The organism is Collimonas sp. GW821-FHT07E08 (assembly GCF_059418905.1).
Genome location: NZ_JBWKQR010000011.1, coordinates 174473 through 200692, shown reverse-complemented (window position 1 = coordinate 200692; position 26220 = coordinate 174473). Strand labels below are relative to the sequence as shown.

Sequence of the window (26220 nt, the reverse complement as noted above, 5' to 3'; positions counted from 1 at the left end):
CAATTAATTGTAGTACGCTTCACCGAAAAACTTGGTCACTTGCGCTTCGATTTGACCATGAGTAACAGTCTTGAATACGCTACTTTCAGAGTGAAGCATCGACGCAACAGCAATCCAGATCATATCAATTTTTGTCATTTACAACTTCCTCTTCGATTTCATCACATCGCCTCAGTTCAGCGGCTACCGCAGAAATTTCGCTAGAATAAACGGCTAATGAACAAGCGGCACATATATGCCGTATACAATCGCGGGATCGTTTGGCATTTCGTTTTCCTTTAGAACTCGAAACGGCTTCGACGCCATCGAACTTGATCCAAGTAGATGATTGTTTGCTGCTCTGACTTCTGGCAAGTCAACGAATACCATAAATTTGAGCGAACCTTGATCAACAGAAGACGCCTTCGACTTGCCATGAAGCAGTCCATCAATGTCTCTCGCAATTCCAATTCTTTGAGCCGCCCCATATAAGTAGCCGCCATTCACCGGGATGTTACACTTGACCTCTGCGACGAACTGCACGGGGGCCGTGCAGTGTACGTCGTACCCGTTACTGTTTGGCTTGGTGCTCAATACATTTGCGCGTAATAATTCTTTCGCTGAGTCGTCGAATGAAAATACTTTAATTGCCCAGTCCAAGAAGTCAAGTGTCAATCGCATCGTCACCGCATTGTTGGTATCCGAAAGCGCTAATTTGAGAGAGAGAAGGTTCTTCAGGTTCAGTCGCGCATAATAGTCTTCCTCCGGCAAGTCAAATGCGTTTTGCAAGAATGAATTGATGCGTCGACGAAGTTCGTCATCTTTCTGATAGCGCACGGTATCTCCAATAATCACGTAGAGTCTCGTTTTAGCATGAGCACACTTTTATCTAACGTTGTTTCAGTCTCCTTTTTTTTCTTGAGCTCGGCTTCCGTCATGGCTTCTGCTTCTAAGCGATACAGCTCATTAACTAGCATGAATTCCCTTAGCTCTGCATCGGATTTAAATTTAATTTCGCGATGAGCTCTGGCATTGCGAAATGCCATAAAAATTGCATTGAACAGGTTGGCTCGCCCTTTTAATTCACCTTCGTCAGGTACATCCCATCGAAGAGGTGAGTCGTCTGACAAAAAGGCTTTTGAAAATAACTTCGTGCTTTCGCCTGTCAATCCGGTTCGCTTGCGAATTATGTCTTCCAAACGTCGATATGCCGAAAGTATTGCCGTGTCCTCGTTTTTATGAAAGTTTACAGCTAGATCAATAATGCGTTCGTCAATTAAGCTAAAAGGGATCGCTAACGGATAATGATGCGATAGGTGCTTTCCGGGAATTTTCAACTCTAGGCCCTGGTCGTGCACATAGTCATACCACCTACGAGGGCGAACAGGACTTTGATTTCTAATAGAGTCGAGGTCGCTTTGTAGCAGGCAGGAGTATCCTAGCCTTTCCATAAATGAGACATCAACCGTGTGTTCCTCAATTTCTACGTTATGCCGATATAGCAGCATTAGCGCAGAGGCTAAACCGTGAGGGCCTTCTCCAGTATAGCCGGAGCGAAACCCATCCTTCACGGCAATCATGGTGTCGTATTCGTCAGCGAGTAGAAAGGCGTGATTTGAGTCGCAGGTAATCAAGAATGCGTGTTTTATCGATTCGCCGCCGTTTATCAGCAGAGTAATGGCTTTAATACAGGATAAAGTGATGCCGCTTAGGCCCAAATATTGGATGCCCGCGAGGTCGCTACTCAAAAGACGCTGAGATTTCATTTTAATTGTTAAAGGAGGTAGTTATCCCGGCCTTAAAGAGTATTCGTTTTTGCTAACCGTTTGATTACAAACAGGCCGTGAAATGGAGTGACGCTACCACGTGCTAGAGCATTATGCCGCAACTCATCGATATTGAAGCCTTCATTCGCTTCGCTCATGAAGGAACAACGGATCGTGTCGCTTAGTCTCTATTCATTTAAAATTTTATGGTTATCTGCGCTCAGAAACAACTGAACCGGCCTGTGCAGAGCGCCAATCGGCCAGCGCCATCGGTCCATACGCTTTCCAGCTATCAGCCTGGCTCAAGACCGAGGTGAGCAAATCCCGCAAGCAACGGCGCAGCCTGAAACAGCTTCACGGGGCCCTATTGGAATTGGATTTCGAGGGGGCTTACGACAGGGTGGCGGCGTTCGCCAGGCAATGGAGGGTGGGTCAAATTGAGTGGGGCAATTCGGCGCGCAAATGAACAGCGTAAACATTCTCAGCTAATGCTCTGGTTTTGGCGGGACTAAACAGCTATAAAGATCGCCTGTCTAAATTTTATAGTTTCACTAGTCACATTTTCATTTTTTTGCTGCTAGTTTTTTCGCCCAAACCTGCACTTGCTCGACCAAGAATAATCGATCTGCGTCTTTTAGCGGTTCTAACTGCGAAATGATGTTGTCTGCCAATGCTGTGGCATTTGTTGACGCTCCATCAAATAGTCTCGCTACTGGGACGCGCAATTCATCCGCGATCTTATCCAGTGTTGGCAAGCCTGGAGTGACAGCGCCGCGCTCGATTCGCGACAGTGACACTGTATCTATCCCTATCGCCTCAGCCACATCTGCCTGAGTTCGTTTGCTTGCCTTTCGGGCGGCCGCAATATTTTTCCCAATTCGTCGCGCGATGTTGTCACTCATGGACTGGCTATAAGTTGCTAAGTTGAAGCAAGTTATGTTGTCCTAGTGAACATTTTTATGTAATGACTTAATATGTATATACTAGGCATATTGAGTTCTGTTTTCCTATATTATCTCAATGTCACGGACATTTCTATCAATTCCAAATTTATGAACTTGACTGACATATTGGCGTGCAGCCACCACGCAGAGTCTCATGAGAGATATGGCATATACGTGAGAAAAGCCACGATTGATTAACCGCATATGAGGAACCCTGCTATGAGCAGCATTCGCCCATCAATTCAACCTTCGTCGAAAGCCAGGCATCAATCATTCTCCTGGCTAGTCGAAGAACTACACATGAGCACATCGGCTCAATTTATGGCAACTACGCTGGACATCAGCCGAGGCATTCAAACCTGCCTATCGCTGATTTACGCCAGTGATCTCGCGCGTGAGCAGCGCGACGATGCATCTCCACCGCCGTTGAACGTAGCCGATACAGAGAGCCTGACGCGCATGGCGATGGCCGCTGCGCGTATGTTGTCGGAGCGGGCACAGGGCCATATCGATGTGCTCAACGACATGCATGCGAGCAAAGAGGATTGCGAGCTCAGTGGGTGATGCAGTACAAATTCATCTTGTTTTCCTTGTGGCGCAATAAGCAGGTCACGTGGCGGCAGGTGAAAAATCTATACCATTACAGAGTTGGGCCGAAGTGATTCGATCAGACATGAGCTTCATGCCGATGTGCATCAATTTCATATGGGGATTTTTCGTGGCGACAATCAGCGATTTGTTGAAGATGTCTGAAAGAAATTGCCAAGGATGCCTACAAATTTCACATGCCGAGTTCCCAGGTTCGAATCGTAAGTGCTAAACAGCACATAATTATTCCTCACCGTGCTGCTGGCTATGAAGCTGCTAGCCACCCCGCCAAATATCGTTCCCAGCGTCCGCGTCACGTCATCCCGTTTGTCGGCCTCCTGAGTGATTATTTGATGAATGTGTTGTTCATAGCTGTCCAGCTTGGGGTTGGTGAACGCCAACAGCCCTACAACCGATAGCACGATGATGGTTGGTGATAGTTTCATTCTTCTCGGTCAAAAAATACAAATGTAATGTAGTTTCTAGAGGGACATCTGCTTTTCTTCAAGCACGGCCTTGATATTGCGCAGCGCCTGGGCTGACTGGCGGACCAGTATCCAGCGCGTGAAGGTCGAGTCCAGCATTCGCCACGGCCAGCGCTTTGAGCGGAATTCCAGGGTGCGATGGAAGCGGCAGCCGCCGTTTGTGGGCATGATCGTGTAGGTGATGTGCGCTGTGCCATTCCTGGTATCGGTGGCAATTTCCCAGGACCGGGGCGGCGAGCAGGCAGTTACCGTCCACAGCGCCTGGTCGCGGCGGCCTGCAACCGCGATCAGTTCCAGCATGGTCTCGCCGGTAACCAATGGACGATTCGGGACATCGCGCACTTCCACCGTGGCCGGATGCCAGGTGCGCCAGAGCGCCGGCGTGGTCACGTAGTCGAAGACTTCATGCTGCGGCCGGTTGATGTAGATCTCTGTATCGATTCTGATGCAATGCAGAGAGAGGGTTTGCCCTGCGTTTTCGGCGTTATGCGCGTACATCGCTGATACCTCCGGTATGTTCTCAGGCGAGTTGCGTGTAGCGATGGATGACGGGCGGCTGCGCCAGCAACGGAGCAGCTTTGGCGATTGCCGCGGCAACATGGGGCGTAGCCATGTGCGCGTCGGCCGCTGCCTGCTCTGCCCAGTGCTCGATGGTCACGAATTCGAGCGGATTTTCTTCATCCTGGAACAGCTCGTAGCTCTGGCATCCTGCCTCGTTGCGGCTGGGGCCGACCAGATCCTGCAATATGTCTCTCATTGACGATTCCGCGCCTGATTGCGATGAAATCCGGGCCATGATCTTGATCATTTTATTTTCCTCCCGTTGCGGCAGATGAGAGTAGGGCTGGCAACGCCTGAAATCCGGCGGCAATTGCTCGAATTTTGCCGCCAACCCTGGTGAAGATAATGATACGCCCGTTAATGTTAAAGAACTGAGGAATCGTCAAAAGCCAGCGCAGTTAGTTCTTGACAGGTCAATCCTTGCAGTTTCCCAACATTTTTCACCTCACGGCATACAGTTCGCTGACAATTTTCCAGCGCCCCTGGACCTTCAGCAACTGCAGGATTTTCCAGCCTTGCGCACTCTCGCCGGATTCGACGAGAGTCGTTTCAAAGTCTAAAGACACTTGGGCCAGATCGCCGTCTTGTTCAATTCTGATATTCGAAATTTTTTGACTATATTTTTTACCGCTCTCGAAGACCGCCTTCCGAAATCCGGCATAACCTTGCAAACTCTGCGAAATGGGCTTGAATGACGGGCTTAATTTTTCCCCGAGTCCGAAGAAAGGTATTTTTTCGTCTAACAGCTGAGATTCGAAAAGCGCGCGGTCTCCAGTCGTCACGCTCTTGGCATAGTTATCCAAAACTTCCTGGATTTGTTTTCGGCTATCTTCGCTCGGCATGTGACCGGTTTTCCCGTTCAACGACGGCAGTTCTTCCGCCATTGCCGGGTGGCCAAGCGGTGAAAGTGCGAAGAGGGCGATGACAAGTGCGTAGCGGCTGAATGTGGTCATGGTTGACATGGTTGGGGGCGGGATTATTTACATGGCAGGAATCTTGTTCCGCTTGCAGAATATCCCGGATTTCGTCATCGCACACGGGAGACCGCCAAATGCGCGCCGTTTGCATTTTCCAGGCGCGCATTTGGTATGTCTTGAGATGAACTCTAAAAACTTCGTCATCCCCGCGAACGCGGGGATCCAGGTTGCTGATTTAAAATGGATTCCCGCGTTCGCGGGAATGACCGGGGCGCGCAGCTGGGGGGCGCCGAGACGTAACAGCGGTTATTTGAAGTTTCCTTAAGTAGCGCTGATATTCACCACGCTGTCCAATTCTTTGACTGCATCGCCCGGCAGCGCCAGTTCGGCCGCGGCCAGGTTCTCGTGCAAGTGGGCGATAGACGAGGTGCCCGGGATCAGCAGGATGTTGGACGAGCGGCGCAGCAGCCAGGCGAGCGCGACCTGCATGGGCGTGGCGCCGAGGCGTGCGGCGACGCCGGACAAGGTCGAGGATTGCAGCGGGCTGAAGCCGCCGAGCGGAAAGAAGGGCACGTAGGCGATGCCGTCCCGTGCCAGCTGGTCGATCAGGGCGTCGTCGTCCCGATGCGCGACGTTGTAGTGGTTTTGCACACAGACGATCTCGCAGATCTTGCGTCCTTCCGCGACCTGCGCCGGGGTGACGTTGCTCAGCCCGATGTGGCGCACCAGCCCTTGCCGCTGCAGCTCGGCCACCACCGTGAGCGGTTCTTCGATCGATCCCTCTATCGGTCCGTGGATGCCGAGCATGCTGCGCAGGTTAACCACATCGAGCACATCCAGGCCCAGGTTGCGCAGGTTGTCGTGGACCGCCTGGATCAGTTCTTCGCGCGACATGGCGGGAATCCACGATCCGTCGTCGCCGCGCCGGGCGCTGATCTTGGTGACGATGGTGAGATCGTCCCGGTAAGGATGCAGCGCCTCGCGGATCAGCTGGTTGGTGATGTGCGGGCCGTAGAAGTCGCTGGTGTCGATGTGGTTGACCCCGCGCGCGACGGCTTCGCGCAGCACGGCCAGTGCCGCGCCGCGATCCTTGGGTGGGCCGAACACGCCTGGCCCTGCGAGTTGCATGGCGCCGTAGCCGAGCCGCTTTACGCTGCGGTGGCCTAGCGTGAATGTGCCGGATTGTTCGATGCTGGACATGATTGCTTCCTTTAGGTGAGAGACGATCCATGGTAGGCGTCTTCCGCCTTCGTGATAATTGGGTACAATCGGTACGGGTTGTGCGGATTGGCGAACAGTGGAGGTGCCGGCAATGAAGGTCAATCTGGAAGATCTGAACGCTTTTGTGGCGGTGGCGCGCGCCAAGGGCTTCCGCGAAGGCGCGCGTGCCAGCGGCAGCAGCGCGTCCGCGCTGAGCGAAGCGGTGCGCCGGCTGGAGGCGCAGCTCGGTGTGAGGCTGTTCAACCGCACCACGCGCAGCGTGGTGCCGACCGAAGCGGGCGAGGGTTTGCTGGCGCGGCTCAGTCCAGCCTTGAGCGAGATGGAGGCGGCACTTGATGTGGTCAACGGTTTTCGCGACCGGCCTGCCGGCACATTGCGCCTCAACGTGCCGGTCAGCGCGGCGCGGCTGGTGCTGGGCAGCATCGTGCCGCCGTTTCTCGCCGCCTATCCCGATATCCAGCTGGAGATCTTCACCGAAGACAGCTTTGTCGATGTGATCGCGGCCGGCTGCGACGCCGGCATCCGCTACGACGAACGGCTGGAACAGGACATGATCGCGGTGCCGATAGGGCCGCGTGTCCAGCGCTTTGCCGCCGCCGCTTCTCCTGCCTATCTTGATCGCCGTGGCCGGCCAGGACACCCGCGCGAGCTGCTTGGCCATGCCTGCCTGCGCGGCCGCTTTTCCAGCGGCTCGATGCCGCCGTGGGAGTTTGAGCGGAACGGCGAGGTGGTGCGGGTAGAGCCGACGGGGCCGTTGATCGTGCAGGCGGGCGGGGGTGCCGATCTCGCCGTCCAGGTGGCGATCGCAGGCAGCGGCATCATCTGTCTTTTCGAGGACTGGTTGCGCCCGCATCTTGATAGCGGTGCGCTGGAGCCTGTGCTCGAACCATGGTGGCCGCATTTTTCCGGACCGTTCCTCTATTATCCCGGGCGCCGCCTGGTGCCGGCGCCTTTGCGTGCGTTCATCGATTTCATCAAGACGCCTGCCGGCCATCCTTGACGCCGGCCAACAGCGATTTATGGAACAGGACGCGATGCTGTCCTTCGCCGGCATAATCGAGCGCAACCGGGATGCCGTCGATTTCACCGGATCCGGGAAGAAGCGTAAATCCCAGTTTGCGATGGAATTTGATCGAACCGGTATTGACCACGGAGGTGATGCTTCGCACTTCTGTGCAGCCCTTGGCGCTGACCACGCTGAAGAAATGTTCGTAGAGCATGCGGGCCAGGCCGCCGGAGCGTGCAGCAGGGCTTACGCCAACGAAATGGATGTAGGCGACTGTGCGATCGGCCTGCGATACGAAGCCGATCAGGAATGCCTGGACGGCGTCCGACGGTCCTATGGCATAACTGGTCGCGTTCAGGTGGTCGAAAAATATGCGATGGACCAGCGCCCGGACAGGACGGCCGCCCCACCAGTCATCGACTGCGGAGGAGACGAATCGATAATCGGCAGATTCGAGAGCGCGGATGATGGGGGCAGTCATCGGTCACGGTTTCCATTCGTTGAGCAGCTTTTATTTTACCCGTGGATCGCACAATCCTCGATGACTGCAACGGGACGGCTGCGCGGGCGGACAGCTTGAATCGCAACGCGAAACTGTCGGCGTGCCGTATATAACCCAATACCCTTGTCCGGTTTTTCTGTGCGATTAACGAACGCAGCTAACTGGGGTCGGAGTGAATTTTCTGCGCGCTTTTTTGCAGAAACTTCACTCCGACCCCACTTAGCGGGCCACGGAGTATTTGCCTCATCGTTGGAAAAGAACAAAACCGTGCTGTGCGCTGTGCCTTTCTCCGAATCCGTCATGTGGGGTCAGAGTCAAGTTTCGCGATGAAGCACTGCGAAAGTTGACTCTGACCCCACATGACTCTTGCCGTGGCGGTGTGGTGAATTATGAAGCTCTCAATAATTCAGAATCCATGGCTCCAGGCACGGCTGGCTCGTTTCATCGCTGGAACAATATGGTAGCCGCCGCGTCGGTAATAACGGTACAAATGCACGAATGTTTTCATATCGGTTCTCGGTGAGTGGAAATAAAAGTCGGTCGGTTTTGTAGCGTGACATGCCACGTTATAGGCTTGATTCCGGCCATGATCCGTGCGGCCGCGCACATAGCGCCGGCGAGCGGGCAGATGGCATTGAGATGCCTGTTTCATGCATCCTGAAAAATACGGTCATCCGTGCGCCAACACACAGAGAAGCCTGGTGCTTTCGCTTAATCTGCGAACAGGCGAATCTCAGAGCCAATTTTTATAAAGGGATTCGAATAGCGCATTACCGTGCGTTTTTTCTCTTGCTACCTAAAAGGATCGATATGAAACATGCATTGCTATTGACGACGCTGGTCGTCACGTTTGGCCTTGCCGCTTGCGACAAGCCTGCAAGCACTAGCCCCACGCCATCCATAGTGGTGGTTCCTGGCCCGGCGGGCGCGCCTGGTGCTACCGGGGCGACCGGTTCCGAAGGCGTGGCTGGCGCGACAGGTGCGACCGGCGCCGGGGTGGCTGTTCCTGGCCCGGCCGGCGCTACCGGCGCCACCGGCGCCACCGGGGCGACGGGAAGTGATGGCGCCGTGGGCGCCGACGGCAGCAAAGGCGATACAGGAAAAACCGGCGGAACGGTTGTCGTCGTGCCTGCCCAGAAATAAGGGTTTTGCTCCGACTACGCCATCCGACGCGCCGGCTTATCCAGGCCGGCTTTTACGCATATCGGCCTGGCCGATGCCTTGGCGCCGGGACTATTTTTCCTGGTCGCGACGCATGCGGTCGGTGACATCCATGCCGATTCCGCGGTAGCCGATGAAAAGGCTGGCTGAATCGAACATCGGTTCGCCGCTGACCTGAAGGTATTGCAGGCTGCCGTCGGCGTTGCTGCGGCTGTAGATGAAATCGAGGAAGGGACGGCGGTTCGCAATGTTGTCCTCCAGCTGCGCCCGCTCGGCCTCGTTCCAGTGTGCGGTCGGCGCGATGTTGAGCGCGCCGCCGGCGCTGTCGGCATCGATCCCGAGCATGTCAAAAACCGGGCCCGAGACCTTGGTGAATTTCCCTTGCTGATCCTGTTCCCAGTACCAGTCTGAAGACAGCTCCGTCAAACTCTTGAAGCGGGCTTCGCTCTCGCGCAGTTCTGCCGTGCGTTCCAGCACTGTCTGTTCCAGCACCTTGTTGTAGTGCTCCAGTTTCTGGTACAGCAGCCGCACTTCCAGCATGTTGTGGATGCGCGTCTGTACTTCAACCAGGTCGAACGGCTTGCTGACGAAATCCTTGGCGCCCGCCTGCAGCGCGCGCAGTTTGTGGGCCGGTTGCGCCGTGATGACCAGCACCGGCAGATATCCCGCCGTTTCGATTTCCTTCAATCCTTCCATGACCTGGAATCCATCCATTTCCGGCATTTGCAGATCGAGCAGGATCAGGTCGTAGCGATGCGCCAGGTGCAAGGCAACCACGGCGTGCGGATCCATCGTCGATGTGATGTGTGCGTAACCGGCGTTGCGCAGCATTTGCTCCAGCAGCATGACATTGGCTTTCTGGTCATCCACGATCAAGATGCTGGCCTTTAGAATTTCAGTTGCTTCAAGCATTGCGTTGTTCCCAAAAAAGTCGTTCACCTGCCAGTAAGCCAGGCCGTATTGCGTCGTTATCTATACGCCGCTCGGCAAGCCGTTTTTTTCTGCGTGGCGCAACGCGACGTCGAGGGCATCCATGAATTCGACGACCTCGATCGGTTTTGTCAGGTAGCGGAAGAAGCCGGCATCGATGCCCTTCTGGATATCGCGCGGGACGGCATTGGCTGACAGCGCCATGATCGGGATGTGGGCCGTTGCCGAATCTTCATGCAGGACTTTCAAGACGCCGTAGCCGCTGATGCCGGGCAGGTTGATATCCATCAGGATCACGTCCGGCTGGTGCGCGCGCGCCATCTGGATCCCCAGGTGGCCGTTGATGGCGGTCAGCAGCGTCAAATCGCCGCGCCGGGCGACCAACTGCTCAACCAGCACCAGGTTTGCCGGATTGTCCTCGACATAGAGCAGCGTGCGCCGGGGCTGCAACGGGTTTGCCGCGGCATCTCCTGGCTTATCCGCGGCGGCCTTGTGCATGTCGTCAAACACCAGTTCCGGCGCGCTTGCCGCCGGCAATTCCACCCAGAATACGCTGCCGCTGCCGACACTGCTTTCGACGCCGATGACACCGCCCATCAGCTCGACCAGCTGCTTGGTCACCACCAGGCCGATGCCGGTGCCTTCTTCGATGCTGCTCTCTTGTCCGAGCCGGTTGAATGGCTGGAATAGCTGCGCCAGCTGTTCCAGCGTCAGGCCGGCCCCGGTATCTGTCACGCTTACGCGGACCCGGTCGCTGCCGAGCATCGCGCATTTGACAACGACGTTGCCTCCGATCCGGTTATATTTGATCGCGTTCGACAGCAGGTTGACCATCACTTGCTTGACCCTGGTGCGGTCGGCATGCACATAAAAGAGATCGTCCAGCAAGGGGAAGGTCAGCTGCACCCCGCGCTTTTGCGCCTGCGGCTCGATCATTGCCTGGCAATCCTGTATGACCTCGGTGAGCGACATCGATTCTTGCGACAGCGTCACCTTGCCCGATTCGATCATCGCCAGGTCGAGGATCTCGTTGATCAGGCGCAGCAGATACCATCCGGCCTGCAAAATCTGGTCGATCGACAGTTTCTGCGCCGACGACGGCGGCGGCGTATCGGACGCCATCAGCTGCGCGAACCCGAGAACGGCGTTGAGCGGAGTGCGCAGCTCATGGCTCATGCTGGACAGGAAATCCGATTTCGCCAGGTTGGCTTTTTCCGCGGCCGCCTTGGCATTTTCCAGTTCGATATTGTTTTCTTGCAGCGTATGCTCGAACTGCTTGCGTTCGGTGACGTCGCGGGCCGCCGCGAACACGCCTTGCAGCTGATTGTCGCGGTTATGGAAAGTCGTCGCGTTGTACGAGACGACCGTCTCCGCGCCGTCGCTGGCATGGGCGGTCAGTTCATAGTTGGTCACCTTGCCTTCGCGCAGCACGCGTGTGATGGCGGCCTCGGCACGGTCTGGATCGGTAAAGTAATTCTTGAACGGCGCCCCGATCAATTCATCGCGCGTGCAGCCGGTCAAGGCTTCCATCTGCTGGTTGACGTCGCTGATGATGCCGCGCGGATCGGTGGTCATCAATGCGTCGATGTTGGATTCGATCAGTGAACGCGTGTAGAACTGCTGGTCGCGCAGGCGCTGGTCGAGCAATGCCTGCTCCGCTTCGACCCGTTTGCGCGCCGTGTTGTCGGTGCCGATCAAGAGATAACCGATCACCTTGTCTTGCGCATCGCGCAGTGCCGTGACCGACACCATCGCCGGGAAGCGGCTGCCGTCCTTGCGGATGTAGGTCAGTTCATAGATATCTTCAATGCCGCGCGATGCCTTGAACACCAGCGCTTCGAAGCCTGGGGTGATCTTGGTGTCCAGCTCAAGGCTAAGGGTTGCGGCCCGCGCGATCAGTTCCTGCGCATCCGAAATCCCGGCCGGCGTGATCTTGTCGACCACGTCCTCGGCCTTGTAGCCGAGCATGCGCTCGGCGCCGACATTGAAAATCTGGATCACGCCCTGGGCGTCGGTGGCGATGCAGGAAAAATTGGCGCTGTTGAAAATGGCGTTTTGCAATGCGCCGGCTTTCAGCAGCGGTTGCCGTACGGCTTGCGATGCATGTTCGGCAGATGTGTTTTCCATGGCGGGCATAAATCCAGATGTGATGGGCAGACAACTGAGCGCTAGCCTCGGCTCAAACAAGGTGGTTGCGAATCTGTAATGCTGCAAGTACCTGGCTTCTCGGGCCGGCGGGACTGGCGCCGGCTAGCCTTGCCGCTGGCGCACATCGGACAGCAGGCGCGCAAATTCTTTCTTGACGACGTCATAACATTCGCAGACGTTGCTGTTCAGGCCAGCCCGGTCCAGCACCGTGATATGGCCGCGCCGATAACGTATGAAGCCGAGGTTCTGCAGTTTTCCCGCGGCTTCGGTGACCCCTTCGCGGCGCACGCCCAGCATGCTGGCGATCAATTCCTGGGTCATCGTCAATTCGTTCGAGGGCAGGCGGTCCAGCGTCAGCAGCAGCCAGCGGCACAATTGCTGCTCCAGCGAATGATGGCGGTTGCACACGGCGGTCTGGCTCATTTGCGTGATCAGGGCCTGGGTGTAGCGCAGCAGCAAGCGCATTACAGGCCCGGCGCGATTGAATTCTTCCATCAATATCTGCGACTTGAGCCGGTAGCCGTGGCCGCCGGTCTGCACCACTGCGCGGCTGGGCGTGGTATTGCCGCCCATGAAAAGAGAAATCCCCAATATGCCTTCATTGCCGACCCCGGCAATTTCGGAAGATCCGCCGTTTTCCAGCACGTAGAGCAGCGAGACAATCGATGTGGTGGGAAAGTAGACATGCTGCAGCTTGCCGCCGGAATCGTAGAGCAGGTCGCCGAGCCGCATCGGGATCAGTTCCAGGTGCGGCGCCAGGCGGTCGAATTCAGCATCGAGCAGCGCTGCCAGCAGGTGGTTCTGGTTTGGGTCAGGTGCGCTGAACATGGCCTTCTTCCTGCTCCCGGTCTTTAGCCAGCTGATTGTCAATGCGCAGTCGAAAGAATGGCCGCGTTAGCCAAGGTAACATACCTGATGGTCCAGCCCGGACTGATTTTGCCTGGAGGCTGTGGAATGTCCGTTATTGCACATCAGCGGGTGAAACAGTGCCAAAAAACAACGCTGGCGCCGGGCGCGCATGGCCAGCCGTCGCTGGCGGCACAAATAGGGGAGCCTAAAAACAAAAAGGCAGCGCCCGCAGGCGCTGCCATGAACCGGCTGTCCTAGGAGATCCAGACAACCGAGATTACCCGGATGGATGTACGGTCTTAAATCGCCCAGCCGCCTGCATAGAAGACGGCCAATGCTGCAGCGATGGCGACGGTGCCGAAGTTCAGCTTGCGGAACTCGCCGGAGACAACCCGGCCGATCACCAGCGTGCAGAAACCAAGCATGATGCCGGTCACGATATTGCATGTGAGGACGATGAACACCGCGCACAGCAAACCGGCCAGCGCATCGACCGTATCGTCCATGTGCATGCGGCTGACGCTGCCCAGCATCAGCAGACCGACGTACATCAGCGCCGGTGCGGTGGCGTAGGACGGCACCAGGCCGGCCAGCGGCGAGAAGAAGATGACCGCCAGGAACAGCAGGCCGACCACGACCGCGGTCAGGCCGGTGCGTGCGCCGGCGGCGGTGCCTACCGTCGATTCAATGTAAGCAGCAGCGGGTGCGCCGCCGACCAGGCCGGCGAAAATCGAGCTGAGCGAATCGGCCGTCAGCGCCTTGCCGCCGTTGTTGATATAACCTTTTTCATTGACCTGTCCGGCCTGTCCTGCCACCGCGCGGATCGTGCCGGTGGCGTCGAACACCGCGGTCATCACCAGCGCCAGCACGCTCGGCAGCACGGCCATGCTGAGTGCGCCCTTGATGTCCATCGCACCGATCAGCGAAGCATGGCCGGGAGCGCTCAGCGCCGGCATCGCAAATATGCCGGTGAATTTGACGGCAGGATCGAAGATCAGGCCGATGATCGACAGGACCACGACCACCAGCAGGATGCCGCCCGGAACCCGGCGCCGCTCAAGGCCGAAAATGGCGGCCAGGCCGACGATGCTCATGACTACCGGAAACGCGGTAATGTGGCCGAGCGCTACCGGCAGGCCGGGGCCGGCGTTTTTCACCACCAGGCCGACGTCATTGGAGGCGATCAGCAGCAGGAACAGGCCGATGCCGACGCCGGTGCCGTGCGCCACGCCGGACGGCAGGTTTTGCAGGATCCAGGAGCGCACGCCGGTGACGGAGATGGCGGTGAACACCAGGCCCATCAGGAACACCGCGCCGAGGGCGACCGCAGGCGACAGGCCTTTGCCGAGCACCAGGCCGAAGGCGGTGAACGCGGTCAGCGAAATGGCGCATCCCACGGCGATCGGCAAACGCGCCCACAAACCCATCAGCAGGGAACCGAAGGCGGTAGTCAGGCAGACCGCGACAAATACCGCGCTGACATCGAAGCCGGCCTTGCCCAGCATGCCGGGGACGACAAACACCGAATAGACCATGGCCAGGAAAGTGGTGATGCCGGCGACCACCTCGCGGCGCTGGGTGCTGCCGCGCGCGGTGATCTGGAAGTACTGGTCGATTTTTCCTTCGGCGACGGCGATAGGTTCTCCCAGACCCGCGGCGGGTTGGAGTTGTTGTTCCATCATGATCGAGCTGCTCCTTATATGTCCTTGAAGCGGCCGTCACTCGACCGTCATCAGGGTGTCTCGTGTTATGTTTTTGAATAGCCAGCAACCGAATGCCGAACCCTGGCCGCTGGGCTGCTCGTCATGTGAAAGGAAAGTGAGCTCGGCGAAGACAGCTTAGGGTATGGACGGCAGCGAACCCATCATGGGAGTTTAATAGCCGCCATTTGCATTTCCATATGCGGGGAATGGGCGGCGCAGCCGCGGAGCTGCTTGCGGGAAACGTACGGGAATAAGGAGAACAGGGCGCGCCGGCGCACTGTTTATTCGTGAAAGGTATAGGTCAGGTCATGCCAGTTGTGCGACGTTTTTGCGCCTTTGCTCTTGCTCGCGAAGCGCATGCCCATGATTTCCCGCTGCGCATGCGCATCGCGCTCCGGGTCGCCGCAGCTTTTCCTGATCGTGACATTGGTGACGTGGCCGCCGGTGTCCAGGTAAACGCGCACCAGCACCTTGTCTGTCGAGGCCGGCGCGGATTTCACCGTACCCGCTAGCAGTTTGTCGATGAGGCTCATGGGTTCTTGTCTGGAATGGTTGGTCGAGGCGCCGCACGGAAATTATACGGTGGCGGCGGCTGTTGTTGAATGCCGATGATTGGTATTGATTCCTAGCGGCAATATTTAAGATAGCATGTGGCATTCCCAGCCATCAAGGATGCCGCCATGCGCCTTCAACTGATCTGCAGCCTGGTCTGCACCGTAGCGCTTTCCGCTTGCGCTGCTTTCCCTGACGGCGGCAGCGCCGGCGCATGCCGGCAGGTGCATGGCAGCGCGCAGCTGCAGGCCGAGCTGCTGTTCGGGCGCGACATCCAGGGAAGGGGCCAGGTCACCGAGGCGGAGCGGACCGCCTTCATGGCGGAGGTCGTGACGCCGCGTTTCCCGGACGGCCTGACCACCTGGGACACGCGCGGCCAATGGCGCGATGCGGCCACCGGCCAGACTATCCGCGAGGATAGCTTCGTGATCCGCATCGTCGCCCCGGAAACGCCGGAAACGCTGGAGCGGCTGGCGCAGATACGCAGCGCTTATACCAGCCGGTTCCACCAGGATGCGGTGGGTTTGCTGGTGTCGCGCCTGTGCGCATCGTTCTGAACCCCTGCCGGCCTGCCGACTGTGCTCAGACTTGCCAGGCGCCGTTGCGGTAGACCAGTTCGTCATCCAGGTAGACCGCTTCGGTCACGGCAAAAACATCGATGTGATAGCGCGCGCTGGCGCGCTTGATGCCGGGTTTGCTGTAGACGCCATGCTTGGCGCCCAGCGACAGGTGGATGCCGCACATGCGCTCGTAGGTGCCGATGTCGCTCACCATCCGCTCCCGCGAAAACGCGCGGTTCATGCCGAAACCCAGTTCCCGCAGCCACACTTCGCCTTCATCGGCACGGATATTGGCCAGCACCTGGTCGAAATCGGGCGTGGAGTCCAGCACGTCGCTGACCCGGCCCTTGCTGACGACCAGCGTGATGGGATGCTCCGGCTGGTTGACCCGGAACGAGGTATCGCCGAAAACAAAAATACGCACGCGCCCGTTCACGGCTTCCAGGTCTTGCGCTTCGGTGAACACTTCGCCTATGGGGAACTGGCCGCCGACATTGTTCATCTCGCTGTAGTCGCCGATGTTCAGCTTGGCCGGCTCGAACGGCGAGGCAAACACCAGGCGTTCGCCGCCGCTGTCGACCACGCCCATGCCGGCCTTGTCGATGCGGGCCTTCAATGCATGGCCGACGCCGCGATAGTAGCCCGGGTCGTAGGCTAGCGATTCGATATAGTGGAGCGCCTGCGCGCCCGGCATGCGCGACAGGTGCGGATGTTCAATTACCTTGAGCCCGCGCTTGAACAGCTCGACGCGGATGCGGAACGCCTCAAGGCGGAAATTGGTGGACTGGACCAGGATCACCAGGTCGTCGGCCTCGAGCGTCGCAAAGGCAGCGAGCACGGCCTCCGGCGCGACAGCGTCAAAGTCGATGAAGGTGGCCGCCGGCAGGCAGCGCCGGTAGGCTTCGGTGAGGGCGACGGCGAGCGCGCAGCGTGTGTCCGACACCACCACGGCGGCGCGCGGCGGCGCGTACTGGATGGCCAGGGAAAGGATGTCGCGCAGGTGCTTTTCCGCAGCATCGATCGCCTCCTTGGCTATCGTGCCGGCGGCTGCTGCGTTCGCTGTTGAAGTGGTCATCAATTTACCGTATGGGAAAAGCAAGGGAAATGCCGGCCGCAGGACGGGTTCCTGCCGGACCGATATTTTAATCGACAACCGGGATGGCGGCCGGTCATGGGGACAGCTTGGCAGGGGGATTGAGAGTTTCATGAAACATGACAATGCGCTTGCCCGGTTTTTCTGCGCGATCAACAAACGCAGCTAATTGGGGTCAGAGTGAACTTTCTGCGCGTTTTTTTTGCAGAAACTTCACTCTGACCCCAATTAGCGGGCCACGGAGTACCTGCCTCATCGTTGAAAAAAAGAACAAAACCGTGCTACGCGCTCTGCCTTTCTCCGAATCCGTCATGTGGGGTCAGAGTCAAGTTTCGCGATGAAGCGCTGCGAAAGTTGACTCTGACCCCAGATGACTCTTGCCGTGCCGATGTCACGAGTCATGAAACTACGCAATAGTGGAGAAAAATCGTAGGCAGTCAGGAGTTGCCGCGCTGCCCGATCGGCGCATCTGTCAACCTATTCTTGCCCGGCTCAGCCTGCGAGGCCCTTGGCCAGCAGCTCGGCCACCAGCTGATTGAGGTCCAGTCCGCGCTCTTTCGCCAGGGTTTGCAATTGCAGCACCAGGGCGCCATTGAGCTTGACGGCAAACGGCACCAGCCCTGCCGCCTGGTCGCGCTTGCGCTGCTCGCGGCGGTCGATCGTTGCCGCATCGCCGCCGCCAAAGGCGGAAGCGCCGGGGGCAGTCATTTTACCCATGAGCTTCTTGGCGTCGCTCTTTGCCATTCCTGTTTTTTTCATGATGGAGATCCCTGTAGATGAACAATACGTGTTGCGCGCAGTATAAGCTGCATAAGCTGACTCAGGCTGGCGCTGTCCTGTCCGCGTCGCCGTCCGCGGTTCATGGATCGGGAGTCACTGCCCCGGCACCCTGCCGGTTGCCGGCGGGCATCCTTTCCTGGCGCTGCCAGAAGCGCAGCAGCGGCACGGTCATCGCCGTCGTCACCAGGGCCATCAGCACCAGCATCGAATACACCGGAACCGGCAAGATGCCCAGCTGCAGGCCGATGGTCAGCACGATCAGTTCCATCAGGCCACGGGTATTCATCAGCGCGCTTATGATCCTGGCATCGCGGTGGGGAATTCCCGACCAGCGCGCCCCCAGGTAGCTGCCGCCGAATTTCCCCAGGACCGCCGCAACCAGGAACAGCAAGAACCATTGCCAGAAATCAGGCGACTGCACGCTGCCTAAAGAAACATGGATGCCGGCATAGGCGAAAAAAACCGGCATCAGGATCAGTTCGACAAAACCCGTCACCTGGCGCCGCCAGGCTTGCGCCAGGTCGGCGTGGCCGCGCAGGACCAGGGCTGCCATCAGGGCGCCGAAAGCGCTATGGAAGCCGATCGCCGCCGTTATCCAGGAGGACAGCAGTACATAACAGGCCACGCACGCCAATATCGCGGCCGACGGCGCCGTCGTCTTGCCGCGGCTCAGCAAGCTGCGCCAAAGCGGCTTGGCAAGCAGCAAGGAAAACGCAATAAACGCTGCCAGCAAAGCCAGGTCGCGCAGGGTGCGGTCGAATGCGTAGGTGCCGGCGGCGAAGGCGGCAATCACGGCCAGCAACAGCCAACCGAGTATGTCCGTGAGCGTCGCCGCGGCCAGCGCGACGGTCGCCGGATAAGAGTCGGCCATGCGCAGGTCCATCACGATCCTGGCCATCACCGGCACCGCGGATATCGATAGCGCCAGGCCGCAAAACAAGACGTAGCCGACGGCGCCGGCATGCGGCGCAATCCATGGCCTGGAGACCAGGCCGATGGCGCAGCCCAGGGCAAACGGGATAAGCATTCCCAGCAGGGCGACCAGCAGCGGCGCGTTGGCCTGGCGCCGCCCCTGCAGGCTCTTCAGGTCAAGGTGCAGGCCAAGCTGGAACATCAGCAGCACCAGGCCGAGCTCCCCCAGCTGCGACAAGGCCGGCATGCTGGCGCTGCTGAACAGGAAACGATATGCATCGATATCGATGGCGCCGAGGACCGACGGCCCAAGCAGCAAGCCGGCGGCGATTTCTCCGACGACCCGGGACTGCCCCAGCTTTTCTGCCGCAGCCCCGCAGACAAGGGTGGCAAGGACGATGACGCTGAGTTGCACTAGGAAGATTGGCATGCCGGTACCTGGAAATGATGCGAGTGCAAGCGCATCGCGTGCTTAGCCGCCGCTTCTTTGCGACATGGCATCGTCGTCGGCCATGTACACCGAGCGGTAAGGTTCGCCCCAGCCCAGGTAGTGCGTCAGCAAAGTATCGCTGGTGGCAAGCTGGGGCGGGGTGTTGATGCTCAGGCAGTCGACGATGTGTTGTTCGTTCAGCATGCCGGCTTCGCGCAATACCTCGATGGTGTGGAACTGGTCCCCTTGGCTGCTGTAGACCGAGGATTTATCGTCGACGCCGGTGACGCGTTGCCATATTTTTTCCAGCAGCTCGGCGTTTGCGCCCGTATTGCGAAAGCCCATTACTCCAGCGTTCAGCTCCCAGCCGCCAATATCCTTGGCAAACAGGGCGTCGCGGTTTTCCAGCAAAGGCTCCAGTTTTTTCGCCTGGTTGGTAAACAGCATGTCGGCATCTATCCAGATCACCCAGTCGTGGTTGGCAATATGGCGCGACAACAGCCAGCTTTTCACCCAGGTTCCGGAAATATTGCTGTCCAGCGGTTCCGGGATGGCGCGATACACGTGGTAGGCGTAGCCATGGCGATCGCAGTAGCGTTTTACATTGTGCTCGGAAACGCGGGCGTAGTCGGCGATGTGGTGGGTGTATAGCGTGACCAGCGCGATTTTCGCTTCTGGATTGAAGCTCGATTGCAGTTCGTCGGAAAGGGCCGGGTAGGCCGGCGTCTTCAGCAGCGGCAAGCCGTCGATCAATGCGCCGTTGATTTGCCGCACCAGCAGGTTTTTCATGCGCTGGTCGAACAGCATGTCGTGGTTCGGTTCGCTGTCGGCCGAGGGCAGGGGGGCCAGGCTGACCATGAAGATGCGGGCGTCGAACCATTTCGTGATGCACCAGCTGACGTTGACGTAGCTGTCGCCGATCATGGCGTTGATTTCCAGCACCGGGAATTTCTCCAGCAGGCTCAGTTCGCTCCTGCCCATTTCATCCCGGATCAGGCCCTTGTGCAAGATGAAGATGATGTCATGCAGGATCTTGCGGTTTTCCGCGGTATTGCGCAGCGCCAGCATGTTGTTCATGACGATGCACGGCTCGCCCGACGCGCTGCGGCTGGGGCCTTTGACCACCAGGGCGTCGCGGCCGGCCAGCAAGGTTTCCATCGCCAGCGGATGGAAAATGGCGGCATTGCAGTCCAGCAGCAGGACCCAGTCGTTGTCGGCGGCTTGCCGCAATTCCTGCAGCAGCACGTGATAACGGTACGCCTGCCGCAGCATGGGATGGGCAATGTGCGCTGTTTCCAGCCAGCGGTGCGGATAACCGAACAGCCTGCAGTAATGCTGGTGGTTGCGCAAAACCTGCGGGTCCAGGTGTTCAAACACACTGATGCACAAGGCCATTTTATTTCCCCAATGTTAGGTTGCTCTGGAATGAACGGGAATGCGGCATGTGTGTCGGCATTCAATTTCCCCGGTCGCCATGGCTTGGCGAATTAATGCCAGCCGCAGCAGCCAGCGCCAATGATAAAACAATAACGGCGACAGGAGTCAAGCCGCAAACGAAGAATATCCGCGCCGCGCAACGTAACAATCGGCGGCCGGCCGGCAAGCAGAGCAATGGCATCGCGGCTATCATGATGGGCATTGCGCCGCTGGCGCGAATTGATTAAAACCCCCTTGCGACGCCATCCTATGCATCCCATCCTGCTGATTCTCAATCCTTTGTCCGACCAAAGCTTGCAGCGCATCGCGCAAAACTTCCAGATAAGCTATGCGCCCACGGCAGAACTGCGCCGCGCCGCCATTGCCAGCCATGCCGATACGATACGGGTGGTCCTGACCATCGGTTCGATCGGCTTGCATGCCGACGAAATCGCGGCGCTGCCCAAGCTGGAACTGATCTGCGCGCTGGGCGCCGGCTTCGAGAACATCGATGTCGCGGCTGCGCGCGAGCGCGGCATTACCGTATCCAACGGCGCCGGCACCAACGATGCCTGCGTCGCCGATCACGCCATGGGCTTGCTGCTGGCGACGGTGCGCGGCATTCCGCAGCTGGGAGCGGCCCTGCACCAGGGCATCTGGCGCGACGCCCTGCCTTTGCCGCCCAGCGTCTCCGGCAAGCGGCTGGGGATTATCGGGCTCGGCACCATCGGCAAGCAGATCGCGCGCCGCGCCGCCGGTTTCGACATGACGATCGGCTATCACAACCGTTCGGTCCGCGGCGACGTGCCGTTCGCGTATTTCGCCTCAGTGCTTGAACTGGCCGAATGGGCCGATTTCCTGGTGGTGGCCACGCCTGGCGGCGCGGGTACCCGCCACATGGTCAACCGCCCGGTGCTGGACGCCTTGGGGCCGCAGGGTTTCATCGTCAATATCGCACGCGGCAGCGTGATCGATACCGCGGCGCTGGCGCTGGCCTTGCGCGAAGGGCGGGTGGCCGGCGCCGGCCTCGACGTCTACGAGAGCGAGCCGCTGCCGCCGGCGGAATTGCTGGATTTGCCGAACGCGGTGCTGACCCCGCACGTGGCGGGCTGGTCGCCGGAGTCGGTGGCAGAGACGGTCCGCCTGTTCCTGGAGAACGCGGGGCGGCACTTTTCCGGGCAGGCGGTGCTGACGCCGGTGTGAGGCAATCAATGTTCAGGCAATAAAAAATCCGGCATCAAGCCGGATTTTTTATTGCGCGACTGCCTGACCAAATTTGTCAGTTCAGGAATTTCTTGTCCTTGGTGATCATGGTCATTTCGACAAATTTCGAACCGCTATGGTTGCTGCCGGTGAAATTGACGTCGAAGCCGCCGCCGTTATAGTTCTTCATGTTGATGGTTTCCAGCGCCTTGACCAGTTTGGCACGGGTCAGGTCCTTGCCGGCCCGCTTCAGGCCTTCGACAAACACCTTGGCCGCGATGAAACCTTCCAGGCTGGAAAAGTTAGGCTCCTTGACGCCAGCTTTTTGCATCAGCTTGGTGTATTCAGCCACCACCGGGGTCGACGAGCTCCATGGGAACGGCACCACCTGGGAAATGACTACGCCTTCTCCATCCTTGCCCAAGGCGTCGGCCAGGGCCTGGCTGCCGACGAACGATACGTTATAGAACTGGCCGTTATAGCCGGCCTTGCGCATTTCCTTGATGTAGGCGGCGCAGGAAGCGTAGGCGCTGATCTGGATGACCGCGGCAGGGCGTTTCGGCAGGATCTTGCCGACAGCTTCCTTGACGTCGGTGCTGTTGCGTTCCACCGTGGCCGCTTCGACCAGTTCCAGGTTCATCTTCTTCAGCGCGCGCTGCACGCCTTCCAGCCCGGCGCGGCCATAGGCGTCGTTCTGGTAGAACACGGCGATGTTCTTGATGCCGACGTTCGCCAGTTTTTCCACCAGGTGCTCGGTTTCGTCGAAATAGCTGGCGCGGATGTTGAAGACCTGGCGGTTCAGCGGTTCACGCAGCGACTGGGCGCCGGTGACCGGGGCAAAGAACGGCACGCCGGCTTGCGTGAAAATCGGCAAGGCAGCGTTGCTGGTAGGGGTGCCGACATAACCGAACAAAGCGAACACATCGTCTTTTTCAATCAGGCGCTTGGTATTGGCGGCCGCCAGGTCGGCTTCGTATTTGTCGTCGGCCTTGATGATTTCGATCTGCCGCCCAAACACGCCGCCCTGTTCATTCACGGAGTCGAAGTACGCCTTGGCGCCGGCATTCATCTGGATTCCCAGCTGTGCGGCAGGGCCGGAAAATGCCGCGGATTGTCCCAGGATGATTTTCTGGTCGGTGACGCCGGATTCGGCAAAGCTGGCCGACAGCGGGCTGCAGACGCCGACCACGAGCGGCAGGACGAAGGAGAGCAGGCGGGAAAAAAGACGACGATGAGGATGCATGATTGCCACTTTCTGATATTGATCAAGCGATGCAGCCAGGTAAGCATGAATCATACCTTCCCGTATTGCACCAGCGCGTATTATAGTGATATTGCTTGATGAAAACAAAAGAAGACGTGGTTTTGGCGGTAGTTAGGGCTTTTGCCAGTTTACTAAAACAGACCGGCCGTGCTGCTGGACGGCTTCTCCCACTGGGTGATAACCTTCTTGCAAGCGCGTCCGGCGCACATGCCGGCGTGCATCGCCAAATCAATCGACAAGGAACGGGGATGTTTCCAGCACATGCCGGCGGGCAGTTGAACGCATGCTGAATTCCACGCACAGCCACGGCGACCTCGGTTTCGAGGCGCTGCGCAATACGCGCGACCTGGGCGGCTATCAGGCGGCCGACGGGCGCCGCATCGCAATGGGCCGGCTGCTGCGCGGCGCCAATCCGGGCATGGCGTCGGCGGCGGATATCGACAAGCTCAAGAACTACCGGCTGGACCTGGTGCTGGATTTCCGCACCGAGGCCGAAAAGCATGCAACGGAAACGGCATTCGCTTCCTCTTTCAACTGGATCTCCGATCCGGTCATGGTCGGCAACCTGTCGCCGGAAGTGCTGCAGCCGATAGTGAAGAGCGGCGATCCGGAAAACAGCCGGCAGTTCATGATCGATTTTTACCGTGCCTTCCCGGTGCGCTACCAGTCCCAGTTCCGGCGTTTCCTGCAGCGCGCGGAGCAGAACCAGACCATGCTCTATCACTGCACCGCCGGCAAGGACCGCACCGGTTTCGCCAGCGCCTTGCTGTTGTCCGCACTGGGCGTCGGCCACGCCGCCATCATCGCCAATTACCTGGAATCGAATCGCCATAACGCCATGGCCAATGCGCAAGTGCTGGCGCAGGTGTTCAAGGTTGAATTGCCGCCGCAGCTGGTGGCGCCGTTGATGACGGTGGAGGCGGCCTACCTGGATGCGGCGCTGGCGGTGATCGATGAGCAATACGGCGGCATGGACCGTTACCTGCGCCAGGTGCTCGGCATCGATGTCGAACGGATCCGGAACAACTATCTCGAATGAGCGCCAGCCTGGCGCATTTCCCCGCTTGCAAATAAAAAAGCCACCGACAGGGTCGGTGGCTTCCGGATCACGGCACAACGGCTGCGATGTTTACCACATCAGGACACGCTGCTCCGGCGGCAGGTACATCTTGTCGCCCGGCTTGACGTCGAACGCGCTGTAGAAACCAGGCTGGTTGCCCAGCGTGCCGTTGCCGCGGAAACGCGGCGGCGAGTGCGGATCGGTTTTTACATACACGATGGCCTGGGCGTCGCGCACCTTGCCGCGCCACACCTGGGCCCAACCCAGGTACAGGCGCTGGTCGCCGGTGAGGCCGTCGATTACCGGCGGCGTCTTGCCGTCCAGGGACAGGTGATAAGCCTTGTAGGCGATCGCCAGGCCAGAGTTGTCGGCGATGTTTTCACCCAGGGTCAGCTCACCGTTGACCTTGTAGCCGGGAACCGGGCTGTAAGCGCTGTATTGCGCTACCAGGGCCTTGGTCTTGACCGCGAATTTCTCGTGGTCTTCCTTGGTCCACCAGTCGCGCAGGTTGCCGATTTCATCGTACTGGCTGCCCTGGTCGTCGAAGCCGTGGCTGATCTCATGGCCGATCACCGCGCCGATGCCGCCGTAGTTGACGGCGTCGTCAGCATTGGCGTTGAAGAACGGTGGTTGCAGGATCGCTGCCGGGAACACGATTTCGTTGAACTCCGGGTTGTAGTAGGCGTTCACGGTCTGCGGCGTCATGCCCCATTCGGTGCGGTCGACCGGTTTGCCGAGCTTGTCGATGTTGCGCTTGAACTCAAACTCGCGGGCGCGGATCACGTTGCCGACCAGGTCGTCGCGCTTGATGGCCAGGCTGGAGTAGTCGCGCCATTTGTCCGGATAGCCGATCTTGAGCATCAGCGTCGACAGTTTCTTTTGCGCCTGCTTCTTGGTATCGGCTCCCATCCAGTCCAGGCCGTCGATGCTGTGGTTGTAGGCAGCGATCAGGTTGGCCACCAGTTTCTCCATGCGTGCCTTGTTTTCAGGCGGGAAGAACTGCTGCACGTAGAGCTGGCCCAAGCCTTCGCCGACGCTGGCTTCGACCACATTGATGCCGCGCTTCCAGCGTGGTTCGTTTTCCGGCACGCCGCGCAGCACGGTGCCCTTGAATGCGAAATTCTGGTCGACATACTGCTTGGACAGGTCAGAGGCGAAGCTGCTCAGCACATGCCACTTGAAATAGGCTTTCCAGACCGGCAGCGGGGTCTTTTCCAGGATCTTGTCGAAACCCTTGATGTAGCTAGGCTGGCTGACCACCAGGTAGGTCACCTTGTCTTTCAGGCCGGCGCCGGACAGGTAGCCGTCCCATTCGTAGTGCGGAGCCAGTGCGTGCAGCTGCGCCAGTTCAACCCGGTTGTAGGTCTTGACCGGATCGCGGTTCTCGACCTTGGTCCATTGCACCTTGGCCAGTTCGGTTTCCAGGGCGACGATGCTGGCGGCATTTTTCTTCGCGGCCTTGTCGCCGGACAGCGCCAGCATGGTTTCGATGTGGGCGCGGTACTTGGCCAGCGTGTCTTTCAGCTTGGCGTCGTCGGCCTTCAGGTAATAGTCGCGGTCGGGCAGGCCGAGGCCGCTTTGGCCGAGGTCGGCGATCACCTTGCTGGAATCCTTGGCGTCCTGGTGGATGCCGATGTCATACGGCGCGTTGACGCCGATGCTGTTCAGGTGGGCGATCAAGCCGGGGATCTGTTTCTTGTCTTTCAACGCATCGACTTTGGCGAACTCGGCGTCCAGCGGCTTGATGCCGAGCGTTTCCAGCGCCGGCTCATCCATGTAGCTGGCGTACAGGTCGGCGATTTTCTGCTGGTTGGAGCCAGGCGCGACATTCTTCTCCGCGCTGACCGCGTCGACGATGGTATGCAGCTGGTTCAGCGAGTTTTCACGCAGCTCGTAGAACGCGCCCCACGACGATTTGTCGGCAGGGATTTCGGTTTTCTTGAGCCAGCTGCCGTTGACGTAGCTGTAGAAGTCGTCCTGGGGGCGCACCGCCGTATCGGCGTTCTGCATGTCGATGCCGCTGGCCAGCGGCGACGCCTGCGCGACGATGGCGGCGGCCACGGTGCGCGGGGTCTGGGCAAAACTGGCGGTGGAGCAGGTATAGCCTGCAACGAGTGTCAGCACTGCTGCACAAATCAGAGATCGTTTCACGAGTAAATAATCCTTATGAGAAGTCATCGGAAAAAACAG

At 58.6% G+C, this 26220-nt stretch carries 29 protein-coding genes; 8 read left to right on the top strand and 21 right to left on the bottom strand.

What is annotated here, in order from left to right; all coding sequences use genetic code 11:
* Positions 1 to 3: 3 nt before the first annotated feature.
* The 4 genes from AC07RZ_RS16210 to AC07RZ_RS16195 form a co-directional block, all read right to left on the bottom strand.
* A complete protein-coding gene (locus AC07RZ_RS16210; protein ID WP_494668686.1) occupies positions 4 to 138 on the bottom strand; it encodes a hypothetical protein in 135 nt (44 codons plus the stop codon).
* 75 nt (positions 139 to 213) lie between these two features.
* Complete coding sequence (locus tag AC07RZ_RS16205; protein ID WP_494668685.1) at positions 214 to 816, bottom strand: hypothetical protein; 603 nt, start codon at positions 814 to 816, stop codon at positions 214 to 216.
* A gap of 14 nt (positions 817 to 830) precedes the next feature.
* A complete protein-coding gene (locus tag AC07RZ_RS16200; protein ID WP_494668684.1) occupies positions 831 to 1745 on the bottom strand; it encodes a TIGR02391 family protein in 915 nt (304 codons plus the stop codon).
* Positions 1746 to 2308: 563 nt separating this feature from the next.
* A complete protein-coding gene (locus AC07RZ_RS16195; protein WP_494668683.1) occupies positions 2309 to 2647 on the bottom strand; it encodes a helix-turn-helix domain-containing protein in 339 nt (112 codons plus the stop codon).
* Positions 2648 to 2908: 261 nt separating this feature from the next.
* Between AC07RZ_RS16195 and AC07RZ_RS16190 the strand changes: the two genes are divergently transcribed.
* Positions 2909 to 3253 (top strand): hypothetical protein, encoded by a 345-nt coding sequence (locus tag AC07RZ_RS16190; RefSeq protein WP_494668682.1) that lies wholly within the window; start codon positions 2909 to 2911, stop codon positions 3251 to 3253.
* A gap of 164 nt (positions 3254 to 3417) precedes the next feature.
* Here the strand turns inward: AC07RZ_RS16190 and AC07RZ_RS16185 are convergent, their stop codons facing one another.
* The 4 genes from AC07RZ_RS16185 to AC07RZ_RS16170 all read right to left on the bottom strand — a co-directional run bounded on the left by AC07RZ_RS16185 (position 3418) and on the right by AC07RZ_RS16170 (position 5276).
* Positions 3418 to 3723 (bottom strand): DUF4359 domain-containing protein, encoded by a 306-nt coding sequence (locus AC07RZ_RS16185; protein WP_494668681.1) that lies wholly within the window; start codon positions 3721 to 3723, stop codon positions 3418 to 3420.
* Between the two features lie 36 nt (positions 3724 to 3759).
* Positions 3760 to 4260, bottom strand: a complete 501-nt coding sequence (locus AC07RZ_RS16180; protein WP_494668680.1) for an SRPBCC family protein — start codon at positions 4258 to 4260, stop codon at positions 3760 to 3762.
* Between the two features lie 22 nt (positions 4261 to 4282).
* Positions 4283 to 4570 (bottom strand): putative quinol monooxygenase, encoded by a 288-nt coding sequence (locus AC07RZ_RS16175; protein WP_144739055.1) that lies wholly within the window; start codon positions 4568 to 4570, stop codon positions 4283 to 4285.
* 193 nt (positions 4571 to 4763) lie between these two features.
* Positions 4764 to 5276, bottom strand: a complete 513-nt coding sequence (locus tag AC07RZ_RS16170; protein WP_494668679.1) for a YybH family protein — start codon at positions 5274 to 5276, stop codon at positions 4764 to 4766.
* Between AC07RZ_RS16170 and AC07RZ_RS16165 the strand changes: the two genes are divergently transcribed.
* Entirely contained in the window at positions 5275 to 5565 is a 291-nt protein-coding gene (locus tag AC07RZ_RS16165; protein WP_494668678.1) for a hypothetical protein, read from the top strand. The two genes, AC07RZ_RS16170 and AC07RZ_RS16165, sit on opposite strands and share 2 nt — an antisense overlap.
* Here the strand turns inward: AC07RZ_RS16165 and AC07RZ_RS16160 are convergent.
* Positions 5562 to 6440: an aldo/keto reductase family oxidoreductase gene (locus AC07RZ_RS16160; RefSeq protein ID WP_494668677.1), complete on the bottom strand. Its 879-nt coding sequence runs from the start codon at positions 6438 to 6440 to the stop codon at positions 5562 to 5564. The genes AC07RZ_RS16165 and AC07RZ_RS16160 overlap by 4 nt on opposite strands.
* A 112-nt stretch (positions 6441 to 6552) precedes the next feature.
* On the opposite strand from AC07RZ_RS16160, the gene AC07RZ_RS16155 reads away from it, so the two are divergent.
* A complete protein-coding gene (locus AC07RZ_RS16155) occupies positions 6553 to 7461 on the top strand; it encodes a LysR family transcriptional regulator (protein WP_494668676.1) in 909 nt (302 codons plus the stop codon).
* On the opposite strand, the gene AC07RZ_RS16150 is transcribed toward AC07RZ_RS16155, so the two are convergent.
* A complete protein-coding gene (locus AC07RZ_RS16150; protein ID WP_494668675.1) occupies positions 7436 to 7948 on the bottom strand; it encodes a GNAT family N-acetyltransferase in 513 nt (170 codons plus the stop codon). The genes AC07RZ_RS16155 and AC07RZ_RS16150 overlap by 26 nt on opposite strands.
* 831 nt (positions 7949 to 8779) lie before the next feature.
* On the opposite strand from AC07RZ_RS16150, the gene AC07RZ_RS16145 reads away from it, so the two are divergent.
* Complete coding sequence (locus tag AC07RZ_RS16145) at positions 8780 to 9112, top strand: collagen-like protein (RefSeq protein WP_494668674.1); 333 nt, start codon at positions 8780 to 8782, stop codon at positions 9110 to 9112.
* Positions 9113 to 9202: 90 nt separating this feature from the next.
* Here AC07RZ_RS16145 and AC07RZ_RS16140 read toward each other — a convergent pair whose 3' ends face one another.
* From AC07RZ_RS16140 to AC07RZ_RS16120, 5 genes are all read right to left on the bottom strand, one after another.
* On the bottom strand, positions 9203 to 10042 hold the full coding sequence (locus AC07RZ_RS16140; protein ID WP_494668673.1) for a response regulator: 840 nt from the start codon (positions 10040 to 10042) through the stop codon (positions 9203 to 9205).
* 60 nt (positions 10043 to 10102) lie between these two features.
* Positions 10103 to 12187 carry a PAS domain S-box protein gene (locus tag AC07RZ_RS16135; protein ID WP_494668672.1) on the bottom strand — a complete coding sequence of 695 codons (2085 nt, stop codon included), beginning with the start codon at positions 12185 to 12187 and terminating at the stop codon, positions 10103 to 10105.
* Between the two features lie 123 nt (positions 12188 to 12310).
* Complete coding sequence (locus AC07RZ_RS16130) at positions 12311 to 13036, bottom strand: Crp/Fnr family transcriptional regulator (protein ID WP_144739047.1); 726 nt, start codon at positions 13034 to 13036, stop codon at positions 12311 to 12313.
* 320 nt (positions 13037 to 13356) lie between these two features.
* Positions 13357 to 14739 carry an NCS2 family permease gene (locus AC07RZ_RS16125; protein ID WP_144739046.1) on the bottom strand — a complete coding sequence of 461 codons (1383 nt, stop codon included), beginning with the start codon at positions 14737 to 14739 and terminating at the stop codon, positions 13357 to 13359.
* A 302-nt stretch (positions 14740 to 15041) separates the two neighbouring features.
* Positions 15042 to 15293 carry a TonB family protein gene (locus tag AC07RZ_RS16120; RefSeq protein WP_144739045.1) on the bottom strand — a complete coding sequence of 84 codons (252 nt, stop codon included), beginning with the start codon at positions 15291 to 15293 and terminating at the stop codon, positions 15042 to 15044.
* A 147-nt stretch (positions 15294 to 15440) separates the two neighbouring features.
* On the opposite strand from AC07RZ_RS16120, the gene AC07RZ_RS16115 reads away from it, so the two are divergent.
* Positions 15441 to 15869, top strand: a complete 429-nt coding sequence (locus AC07RZ_RS16115) for a DUF3574 domain-containing protein (protein WP_494668711.1) — start codon at positions 15441 to 15443, stop codon at positions 15867 to 15869.
* Between the two features lie 25 nt (positions 15870 to 15894).
* Here AC07RZ_RS16115 and AC07RZ_RS16110 read toward each other — a convergent pair whose 3' ends face one another.
* The 4 genes from AC07RZ_RS16110 to AC07RZ_RS16095 form a co-directional block, all read right to left on the bottom strand.
* Positions 15895 to 16947, bottom strand: coding sequence for a M29 family metallopeptidase (locus AC07RZ_RS16110; RefSeq protein WP_494668671.1), 1053 nt, complete (start codon positions 16945 to 16947; stop codon positions 15895 to 15897).
* A gap of 510 nt (positions 16948 to 17457) precedes the next feature.
* Positions 17458 to 17724 (bottom strand): hypothetical protein, encoded by a 267-nt coding sequence (locus AC07RZ_RS16105; protein WP_144739043.1) that lies wholly within the window; start codon positions 17722 to 17724, stop codon positions 17458 to 17460.
* Positions 17725 to 17824: 100 nt separating this feature from the next.
* The gene (locus AC07RZ_RS16100) at positions 17825 to 19087 is read right to left on the bottom strand and encodes a cation:proton antiporter (RefSeq protein WP_494668670.1); all 1263 of its coding nucleotides are present in this window, start codon (positions 19085 to 19087) and stop codon (positions 17825 to 17827) included.
* 42 nt (positions 19088 to 19129) lie between these two features.
* Complete coding sequence (locus AC07RZ_RS16095) at positions 19130 to 20482, bottom strand: glycosyltransferase family protein (RefSeq protein WP_144739041.1); 1353 nt, start codon at positions 20480 to 20482, stop codon at positions 19130 to 19132.
* Between the two features lie 47 nt (positions 20483 to 20529).
* Here AC07RZ_RS16095 and AC07RZ_RS16090 point away from each other — a divergent pair, with 47 nt between their 5' ends.
* On the top strand, positions 20530 to 20751 hold the full coding sequence (locus tag AC07RZ_RS16090; protein WP_494668669.1) for a hypothetical protein: 222 nt from the start codon (positions 20530 to 20532) through the stop codon (positions 20749 to 20751).
* 22 nt (positions 20752 to 20773) lie between these two features.
* Positions 20774 to 21706, top strand: a complete 933-nt coding sequence (locus tag AC07RZ_RS16085; RefSeq protein WP_494668668.1) for a 2-hydroxyacid dehydrogenase — start codon at positions 20774 to 20776, stop codon at positions 21704 to 21706.
* A gap of 76 nt (positions 21707 to 21782) precedes the next feature.
* Here AC07RZ_RS16085 and AC07RZ_RS16080 read toward each other — a convergent pair whose 3' ends face one another.
* Positions 21783 to 22949 carry an ABC transporter substrate-binding protein gene (locus tag AC07RZ_RS16080; RefSeq protein ID WP_494668667.1) on the bottom strand — a complete coding sequence of 389 codons (1167 nt, stop codon included), beginning with the start codon at positions 22947 to 22949 and terminating at the stop codon, positions 21783 to 21785.
* Positions 22950 to 23253: 304 nt separating this feature from the next.
* On the opposite strand from AC07RZ_RS16080, the gene AC07RZ_RS16075 reads away from it, so the two are divergent.
* Complete coding sequence (locus tag AC07RZ_RS16075; RefSeq protein ID WP_494668666.1) at positions 23254 to 24009, top strand: tyrosine-protein phosphatase; 756 nt, start codon at positions 23254 to 23256, stop codon at positions 24007 to 24009.
* A 90-nt stretch (positions 24010 to 24099) separates the two neighbouring features.
* Here the strand turns inward: AC07RZ_RS16075 and AC07RZ_RS16070 are convergent, their stop codons facing one another.
* Entirely contained in the window at positions 24100 to 26208 is a 2109-nt protein-coding gene (locus AC07RZ_RS16070; protein ID WP_494668665.1) for a M13 family metallopeptidase, read from the bottom strand.
* Positions 26209 to 26220 lie beyond the last annotated feature (12 nt).